The organism is Methylomonas sp. MgM2, from assembly GCF_054172045.1.
Genome location: NZ_JBSYXO010000063.1, coordinates 1 through 8,518 on the forward strand (window position 1 = coordinate 1; position 8,518 = coordinate 8,518).

Consider the following 8,518-nt stretch of genomic DNA (forward strand, 5'->3'; position numbering starts at 1 on the left):
CACTTACGCGGGCATCTGGCCTATTATGCTGTCAGCGGTAACACGAGGCAGATCGGCAACTACGCGCGATTGATAGGCAGCCTACTGTTCAAATGGTTGAACCGAAGAAGTCAGAAGCGAAGTTGCAACTGGAAGCAATTCTGCCAAGTACTAAAAGCCTGGATGCCGTCTCTCAAGGTGCAGCATTACTTGTACCCTAAACCCTTGTGAATGACTTGAACTGGGAGCCGGATGGTGTAACGCTCCAAGTCCGGTTCTGCGAGGGTCGCGACGCGCAAGCGTCGCGACTACTCTCCAATCGGACGCATGTTTTGAATTTTTGTCGCTATATCCCCACTTTGCAAAGATACTGAGTTGGCGTTGATCGATTGCGGATTCGCGGGCATCACGGGAATTGAGCGGCTCATCGAAGTAAGAAACGCTGTCGGCAAGCGGAGGAATATGATCACGGCACGATTGTGAAAATTTCTTCCGTGCCAACGTCGATTATCAACACCGTGCCGCGTTTATTCGCGTTTATCCGCTGAAACATGGTTTGGTACACAAACCGGCAGATTGGCCTTATTGTTCGTTCATCGATAGGTTGGGACAGCGATTTGCTAATCTGCCTAGTTGCGGGCACGTTGATTCTTTTACAACTTACGTCCGATTACGCTGGACTAATCGGACCTACATTTTTGATAGACGGGACCGTAGGCTGGGTTGAACACCGTGAAACCCGGCGTTAAAGGCGGTCTGCCGGGTATCGCGAGGCTCAACCCAGTCTACATAAACTGCCCCGGTTAAGTGGCGTCATCGGCCGGTCAACATTATTCGGTTTCCGTGATGACACCATGCTAACCTGGCCAGCCAAGCTAATTTTCCACCCTCAAACATGACTCTGCACGACCTCTGCCAGCAATACGCCACCGAAGGCCGGATCGAAGCCATCATCCTACGCCCGGCGCGGGGAGAAGCGGCCGTTCGGGTCGACGAGGCGAGGGCGGAGCCCGGACTGGGGTTGATCGGAGACCGCCGGGGAAGCCGGGCCGGCCATGCGCGGCGTTCGTCCAAACGCGAGATCACTCTATTTCAGGCCGAGCATATACCCATCGTCGCCGGCTGGTGCGGGCTGGCCGAACTCGATCCCGTGCGTCTGCGGCGCAATCTGGCGGTTTCCGGACTCAATCTGGTCGCGATGCGCTCGCCGTTTGCGAACATGGCGTTGGAATGGGCGATTGGGGAAGAGGTGCGAATTCAGGTTACCGGACCTTGCGATCCGTGCTCGAAAATGGAGAAGGAATTAGGCATGGGCGGCTACAACGCCCTGCGCGGCCACGGCGGCATGACGGCGCGCATCTTGGTCGGTGGCCTGATTCGGGTCGGCGATCGCGTATGGTTAAGTGCGGCCAATCCGATCGGATGAGCCGTTCACGCCCGTTGGCGCTGTAGCGCCGTTGCGGTCTTGGTAATGGCTTGCAACAGCGGGCCGGCGCCGGCGATGGCCACCGCATCGACCAGACAATACCAGGCGGCAACGCCGCTGGGCGGATTGCCCTGGGGCAAATTGGACGCCGGATCGATCTCGGCCCAAGCCCAAGTGCCGGCGCCGGTACCGACGATCTCCAGCCAGGATGTGATGAAAAAGGCGCCGAGATAAACCATAGGCGATTTGCCTTTGAACAGATACAACAAAAACACCACGAACAATACCGCCCCTATCAGGTCCAGGCGCCCCCAACCGCTGACGCCCCACACAGCCCACAAGCCGCAGACCGATACCACGAATAACGCGATGCGGCGGGCGTGGCGTTGAAACAGCGCGGACCTGCCCAAGGCGACGGCGGTCAGATACACCAAGCCATGGCCGGCCGGCACATAGGCCGGTACGTTTTCGAAACGGTAGATGTAGCCCCTCATATAAACCGATGCGAAATATTCGCCCACCACGGCAAACATGACGGCCACGGCGACTTGCGTGCGGACGTATTTGCATTCGCCGCGCAAAAAGGCCAGCAAGAACAGCCAGCCGAAAAAAGCCAGCACGTATTGCATGAACTGCGGCGCGAAACCGTCGGTGGTCAGACAAATGGTCGTGGTGACGAAGGTAAAGGCCGCGATGAAATAATCGCGGCGCCGATGTTCGACTTCGACGTCGACCGGTGGAAAATGAGGTAAATGGAATAGGCGCATGTTTTACATCATTTAGATGAAGGCGTAAGCCACAACCAGATATCGTAAGGCTTTACCCAGCAATATCGCCAGTATCGAAGACATCAGCGAAAGCCTAAGCCAGCCGCCGGCAAAACACAGGCCGTCGCCGACGATGGGTACCCAAGAAAGCAACAAGGCCCAAACGCCCCAGCTTTTCACGGTGTTGATCGGTTTTTGGTACTTCTCGGACAGCGTTTTCTCGGCCGGGTATTTTTTTGCGGTCCATAAACCGAGCCACCAAGTGGTCAGCGCGCCGAGGCTGTTTCCGACCGTGGCCACTGCCACTAGCTGTACAAGGTCGTATTGATGGCTGTCCACCAAATAGGCCAGCACCGCTTCCGACCCGCCTGGCGCGATGGTCGAGGAGATCAAGGCGCTGACGAATAAACCCAGTAAGCCGTACGATTCTATCGCCATTTTCTGCTCCCATTAAAAAACCCCTGAAACCGCAAGGCTCAGGGGTTTTTCAAGTTCAAGTCTTATTTATCGGGCAGTGGAATCGGTTTTTTATCGGTAAACTTTTTGATTAGTTTGCTGATTAAGTTAACCGTAAAACCGATAGCCTGGGAAATCCATTCGAATATCGTCGCAATGACTTCGCCCGTACTCATCCCCTTAAAACGTTTAGCCAAAATAGGGCCGACCAAAATACCAATAGCCAATCCGACTATGCCGACGCCCGATAGAAAAGAGCCGTCGGTTGACGGTGCAGCAACATTGTCAGGCTGAGCTGAGTTTGCGGTCGTAGCGGCAAGAGCGGCTGCTTCTGCTACCGCAGCGGCTTCTTGTTTGGCAAATTCTTCGGCATTGAATGGTTTACCGCTGTAATCATCAGGGTAAACATTGCTGGTAACGCCCGGGATACTCGGCAGTTCTTCGCCGCCTTTACCCACTTTAAATTGGGCTTTCATGCCTTTTTCCATATGCTGAGCAATATCGCAATGCACCAGATAGGTTTTATCGCCGGGCGGCAGAATCAAAGTGCCTGAAACACTGCCGGGGCCGCTAACCTCAAGATGGAACATCCCTTTCGGGTACAAGTACTTCGGCAAGCCGTGCATCATCCATTGATGGCGAATCTCGTCCTCGTTAACAAAATGGACTGTCAATTTAGTGCACGGTTCGAACTGAAATTCCTGCTGATCAAAAGCCCACATGGTTCCGGGAAATTTCTCGGAATATTTATGGCCGGCACGGACCGTGATTTCTTTGGTCGCCGCGATTTTGTCACAACCACCCGGCAAAGTATCCGAATTTTGGCCCATGACCATGGCGCCGCCCATATCCATCAAATGGCCGTCTCCGTGATCCATCATGTTGTTGTGTTCTACAAATTCTTTCGCAAAAACGCTAGAAACAGACAACGCGCAAACTAAAGCGGCAATTGATAATGTTTTGACCATTAGAATAAATCCTCTATAAAAAGCTAGAGTTTAAAAAATCTTAAACGATGCGCTTGCGGTAATCAGGCTTAACCGGTACCGGTAAAAAAGCAGATTGACCCTGCCAAATATTTAAGACAGGGTAACGAGGGATAAGTTTAAAGTTGTTTGATTTTACCATTCCTTTGCTTTGCCGAGCATTTCATCGACTTTGCGTTTGAAGCCCGCATGAGACAGGTAAGCAATGTAAAGACCGGCAAACAACACTAAGGCGTATAGACCATAACTACCGGCACTGGTCGGCTGGCCGCCGCCGGCTTTAAAGCTCATATGTGCGTCTAAACGCTCACCGTTATCTTGTAACAAAGTAATATGAATCAGATATTTGCCTGGTTCGGGCACGCCGTTCGGCAAATTCAATATCACTGTACCCGATTTGTGTTTCTTCGGTTCTTCATAAAATATACGAGTGCCTTCCGGCTCTTTGGTGACTTCGAATTCGACTGCTCTATCGCGATAGCGCATGTCTTGATAGTCGAACACCAATTGAATCAAAGAATCGGTATCAGGAATGTTCCCGCAAAATTCTTCGGCGGGATATGCTTTAGGTTGGTAGGCGGTGTAATGAATCCAATGGTCTTTTTCCAATTCGAATTTGCACTGGTCCGTGTCAGTTCCGGCGGCGCCACCATGCGCCCAGAGTGAGGAGGAAAAAACCAGTCCGATAAGACCCAAAAGACTACTTCTAAAAAGACGAGTTGTTTTCATGTTTACCCTTCCCGTTGTTGATATTTTTTATTATTCACGCCCTTGAGCATGATGCGATTTTGAGGTGTCATCAACCTGAAATAGCTGCAACCTCAGGAAAATCGGCCTTAACTCTAGCACATCACCCCTTGCAAATAAAGGTAATCCTTATATCCGCCCCTTCACCCGACCGGATACGGTTATTTTTTTTGTCATCCATTCAAGACAATCCTTATAATGGGGAAATAAGCCTTTCTGTTGTTAGCTGGCATTACAACGCTCCCGAATACTTATTATCCGGCTCATAAAAAAAAATATGTCCAAATTAATCAACTCCGCAGAATGGAACGCCGTTAAACAACACCATCAAGAAATTGCTGGGAAATTTTGCATGAAAGAGGCGTTTTCGAAAGACCATCAGCGTTTCGACAAGTTTTCAATCACATTTAATGACTTACTATTCGACTATTCGAAAAACCTAATCGATCAACAAACAATGCCATTGCTGATTGCCTTGGCAAACCGCGCGGAACTGCGGGAAAAAACCGAAGCGATGTTTTCAGGTTCCATTATCAACACCACGGAAAAAAGAGCCGTTTTGCACACTGCATTGCGTAACAGGAGCAACAAACCGGTGTTTTTCTGCGGCAAAGACGTCATGCCTGAAATCAATAAAGTGTTAGACAAAATGCGCGTGTTCGTGGAGCAAGTACGTTCCGGACAATGGACCGGCTATAGCGGCAAAACGATTACCGACATCGTCAACATCGGTATCGGCGGCTCCGACCTAGGTCCGAAAATGGTCGATACCGCGTTGACCGCTTACGGTAAAGAAGGGTTAAAAGCCCACTTTGTTTCCAATGTCGATCAGACCGACATCGTAGAAACACTGAACCCCTTGAATCCGGAGACCACCTTATTCCTGATTTCGTCCAAAACTTTCACGACTCAGGAAACCATGACGAACGCCCTGTCGGCCCGCAATTGGTTTATGAGGGCGGCCGGCGACCCGGCGCACATCAACAAGCATTTCATCGCCATTTCCACTAACGAAGAAAAGGTCAAAGAATTCGGCATTGATCCGAACAATATGTTCGAGTTCTGGGACTGGGTAGGCGGCCGTTATTCTTTATGGTCGGTGATCGGCATGTCCATCGCGCTGTACGTCGGCATGGACAACTTCGAAGAATTGCTGATGGGCGCCCACTTGGCCGACGAACACTTCCGCAATACGCCGTACGAAAAAAACATCCCGGTCATCATGGGCTTGCTGGGAATTTGGTACAACAACTTTTTCGAGGCGGAAACCTACGCCATCCTGCCTTATCTCCAATCCTTGAAGTATTTCGCCGACTATTTCCAGCAAGGCGATATGGAGAGCAACGGCAAAAGCGCAACCATCACCGGCGACAAGGTGGATTACAACACCGGACCCATCATCTGGGGCCAACCCGGCACCAACGGCCAACACGCGTTTTTTCAATTGATACACCAAGGCACAAAACTGGTTCCTTGCGATTTTCTGGCCGCTGCGCAAAGCCAATACAACCTGCCGGACCATCACGATATCCTGACGTCCAACTTCCTGGCGCAAGCGGAAGCCTTGATGCGAGGCAAAACCGAGGACGAGGTCAGACAGGATTTGAGCCATGAGCCCAATCTGGACGACGCCTTGATTGCATCTAAAATTTTCTCGGGCAACAAACCGTCCAATGCGTTCTTATTCAGGAAACTAACACCTCGGACTTTGGGAACCTTAGTTGCGTTCTACGAGCACAAAATTTTCGTACAAGGCGTGATTTGGAATATAAATTCCTTTGACCAAATGGGGGTTGAATTGGGCAAAGTACTAGCAAAAGCGATCTTGCCGGAACTAAAAAACAACGAAGTTATCAGCAGCCACGATAGCTCTACCAACGGTTTAATCAATGCTTATAAAAAATTACGTAAATCTTGAGCCGGTATTGGATGTACCAAGTTTTGCGCTGCCTGCATGATCTACTGACGGTGTACCAGCGCTAGTTCAGGTATAATCGACCTAAAGCCGTGGCTTTAACCACCTCCACCGCACCCTTTCTAATACTTCCTCACGATCAACATGTTGATTTGTTTCTGTACCTTGTTTTAACACGGAGTCTAAATATATGGATATCGAATTGCTCATTAAGTCTCTGATCTTAGGTATCGTTGAAGGCCTTACCGAGTTTCTTCCTATTTCCAGTACCGGCCATTTAATTTTGGCGGGCGATTTGCTCGATTTTAACGATGACAAGGCCAAGCTATTCAGCATTGTGATCCAAGTCGGGGCGATCTTAGCGATTTGCTGGGAATATCGAGTCAAAATCGGCATGGTTCTATCCGGTCTGACGAGCGACAAACAAGCGCAAAAGTTTGTGTTGAACCTCGCAATCGCCTTTATGCCGTTAGCCGGCTTGGGGCTGCTACTCGGAAAATATATCAAGGCTATATTATTCAAACCTATCCCGGTCGCTTTAGCCTTTATAGTCGGCGCCTTTGTCATCATCTGGGCCGAAAAGCGCGAACATAAAATTCGGATTCACGACGTGGATGATTTGACCATGCTCGACGCTCTTAAACTGGGCATTGCGCAAGCCTTTGCCTTGATCCCGGGGACTTCACGCTCCGGCTCCACAATTATCGGCGGCTTATTGTTCGGCTTGTCGAGGAAAGCCGCGACCGAATTTTCATTTTTCCTCGCTATCCCGACACTGGTCATCGCCAGCCTGTACGACTTGTATAAACACCGCGACTTACTAAACGGTGAAAGCGATCTACTGTCGTTTACGGTCGGTTTGGTTGCCGCATTTATCAGCGCCTTATTCGCCGTTAAAGGCTTATTGCGTTATATCAGCCATCACGACTTCATCGTTTTTGCCTGGTACCGTATCCTATTCGGGGTAGTCGTCATAGGCACCGCATATAGCGGACTCGTGCAGTGGACAGTTGACTGAGGGCGCTATTTTATCGTTTTATTGACTTTCAAAAGGTAATTTATGGCTCTGCCGGTATCGCTGATCATTCTGGGCTTAATCATTCTGATATTCAGCGCGAATTGGTTTGTCGAAGGGGCTGCAGCGATCGCCAATCATTTGGGCATGCCCACTCTGTTGATCGGCATGGTTATTGTTGGCTTCGGGACTTCGGCGCCGGAACTATCCGTTTCAATTTTATCCGCGATGCAGAACAACCCCGGTATTGCGATTGGCAACGGTTATGGCTCGAACATTACCAATATCGGTCTGATATTAGGCATCACCGCACTAATCAGCCCCATTTCGGTGCATTCTCAGATTCTCAAGAAAGAATTGCCGATTCTGTTTACCGTCACACTGTTGGTTTTTGTCCAACTTTACGATGGCGCTTTATCACGATTCGATTCAGCTCTTGAATTGGCTTTGTTTTTCATTGTAATGACCTGGATGGTCAAGCAGTCTTTAAAGAAAAGAGAGGTCGATGAGTACCAGAGGGAAATCGAAAATGAGTTGAAAGAACATAGCCTGTCTCAGATTCAAGCCTGGATTTGGCTGATTGGCGGCATCGTGCTTTTGGTGGTCAGTTCGCGGATGTTAGTATGGGGCGCGGTTTCCATTGCGCAGGATTTGGGCGTCAGCGATTTCATCATCGGCTTGACGATAGTCGCCATCGGAACCTCGCTACCGGAATTGGCATCTTCGATCGCCGCCGCGCGCAAAGGCGAGCACGATCTGGCGGTCGGCAACGTGATCGGATCAAATCTATTCAACACCCTAGCGGTCGTTGGAGCCGCCGGAGCGATTCGACCGATGGCGATTCCCCATGAAATTCTTAGTCGCGATTGGCCGTTAATGGCGGTCCTGACCTTAGCGTTGTTTGCTATGGGTTACGGCCGCAATGGCGACGGCAGTATCAATCGTGTGGAAGGCGCTCTATTACTACTGATTTATATTACATATACCTCGTATTTAATTCATACCATCGCCGACATCTAGACATGCCGATGCGGATCGTCAAACCCGTTACCGTGCGGTGCGGGTTTCGTCCTTCTCACCGGACCCCAGCCCCGTGTTCATTCGGCGATCGATTTGGTGTAATCACATAGACCGCATTGGGGCAAAAGCGTACGCTGCGAAACCTTGGAAACGAAGCGCCAGCGAGTGAAGGTTGAGTAGTCCCTGGAAGCCGTAGCGCCGGGCGGT

At 50.4% G+C, this 8,518-nt stretch carries 8 protein-coding genes and 1 pseudogene; 5 read left to right on the forward strand and 4 right to left on the reverse strand.

From position 1 onward, the window contains the following. Nucleotides 1–210, forward strand: a pseudogene (locus ACW73I_RS22320) (group II intron reverse transcriptase/maturase); the annotation flags it as partial. Nucleotides 211–874: 664 nt separating this feature from the next. Continuing rightward, on the forward strand, nucleotides 875–1,405 hold the full coding sequence (locus tag ACW73I_RS22325) for an MOSC domain-containing protein (protein WP_458031715.1): 531 nt from the start codon (nucleotides 875–877) through the stop codon (nucleotides 1,403–1,405). 5 nt (nucleotides 1,406–1,410) lie between these two features. Here the strand turns inward: ACW73I_RS22325 and ACW73I_RS22330 are convergent, their stop codons facing one another. The 4 genes from ACW73I_RS22330 to ACW73I_RS22345 all read right to left on the reverse strand — a co-directional run bounded on the left by ACW73I_RS22330 (nucleotide 1,411) and on the right by ACW73I_RS22345 (nucleotide 4,343). Then, the gene (locus ACW73I_RS22330) at nucleotides 1,411–2,172 is read right to left on the reverse strand and encodes a hypothetical protein (RefSeq protein WP_458031716.1); all 762 of its coding nucleotides are present in this window, start codon (nucleotides 2,170–2,172) and stop codon (nucleotides 1,411–1,413) included. A gap of 12 nt (nucleotides 2,173–2,184) precedes the next feature. Beyond that, nucleotides 2,185–2,610 carry a YqaA family protein gene (locus ACW73I_RS22335; RefSeq protein WP_458031717.1) on the reverse strand — a complete coding sequence of 142 codons (426 nt, stop codon included), beginning with the start codon at nucleotides 2,608–2,610 and terminating at the stop codon, nucleotides 2,185–2,187. A gap of 62 nt (nucleotides 2,611–2,672) precedes the next feature. Beyond that, nucleotides 2,673–3,596 carry a copper oxidase gene (locus ACW73I_RS22340; RefSeq protein WP_458031718.1) on the reverse strand — a complete coding sequence of 308 codons (924 nt, stop codon included), beginning with the start codon at nucleotides 3,594–3,596 and terminating at the stop codon, nucleotides 2,673–2,675. A gap of 153 nt (nucleotides 3,597–3,749) precedes the next feature. Then, a complete protein-coding gene (locus ACW73I_RS22345) occupies nucleotides 3,750–4,343 on the reverse strand; it encodes a hypothetical protein (protein ID WP_458031719.1) in 594 nt (197 codons plus the stop codon). Nucleotides 4,344–4,638: 295 nt separating this feature from the next. On the opposite strand from ACW73I_RS22345, the gene pgi reads away from it, so the two are divergent. From pgi to ACW73I_RS22360, 3 genes are all read left to right on the forward strand, one after another. Further along, on the forward strand, nucleotides 4,639–6,279 hold the full coding sequence (pgi, locus tag ACW73I_RS22350) for a glucose-6-phosphate isomerase (RefSeq protein ID WP_458031720.1): 1,641 nt from the start codon (nucleotides 4,639–4,641) through the stop codon (nucleotides 6,277–6,279). Nucleotides 6,280–6,466: 187 nt separating this feature from the next. After that, nucleotides 6,467–7,294 (forward strand): undecaprenyl-diphosphate phosphatase, encoded by an 828-nt coding sequence (locus ACW73I_RS22355; RefSeq protein WP_458031721.1) that lies wholly within the window; start codon nucleotides 6,467–6,469, stop codon nucleotides 7,292–7,294. Nucleotides 7,295–7,336: 42 nt separating this feature from the next. Then, nucleotides 7,337–8,311, forward strand: coding sequence for a calcium/sodium antiporter (locus ACW73I_RS22360; RefSeq protein WP_458031722.1), 975 nt, complete (start codon nucleotides 7,337–7,339; stop codon nucleotides 8,309–8,311). Nucleotides 8,312–8,518 lie beyond the last annotated feature (207 nt).

What these genes read in the sequence shown, in the direction of transcription:
- ACW73I_RS22335 (WP_458031717.1), bottom strand. Translation starts at nt 2,610, where the DNA reads ATGGCGATAGAATCGTACGGCTTACTGGGTTTATTCGTCAGCGCCTTG.
- ACW73I_RS22325 (WP_458031715.1), top strand. Translation starts at nt 875, where the DNA reads ATGACTCTGCACGACCTCTGCCAGCAATACGCCACCGAAGGCCGGATC.
- ACW73I_RS22340 (WP_458031718.1), bottom strand. Translation starts at nt 3,596, where the DNA reads ATGGTCAAAACATTATCAATTGCCGCTTTAGTTTGCGCGTTGTCTGTT.
- ACW73I_RS22360 (WP_458031722.1), top strand. Translation starts at nt 7,337, where the DNA reads ATGGCTCTGCCGGTATCGCTGATCATTCTGGGCTTAATCATTCTGATA.
- ACW73I_RS22355 (WP_458031721.1), top strand. Translation starts at nt 6,467, where the DNA reads ATGGATATCGAATTGCTCATTAAGTCTCTGATCTTAGGTATCGTTGAA.
- ACW73I_RS22345 (WP_458031719.1), bottom strand. Translation starts at nt 4,343, where the DNA reads ATGAAAACAACTCGTCTTTTTAGAAGTAGTCTTTTGGGTCTTATCGGA.
- ACW73I_RS22330 (WP_458031716.1), bottom strand. Translation starts at nt 2,172, where the DNA reads ATGCGCCTATTCCATTTACCTCATTTTCCACCGGTCGACGTCGAAGTC.
- pgi (WP_458031720.1), top strand. Translation starts at nt 4,639, where the DNA reads ATGTCCAAATTAATCAACTCCGCAGAATGGAACGCCGTTAAACAACAC.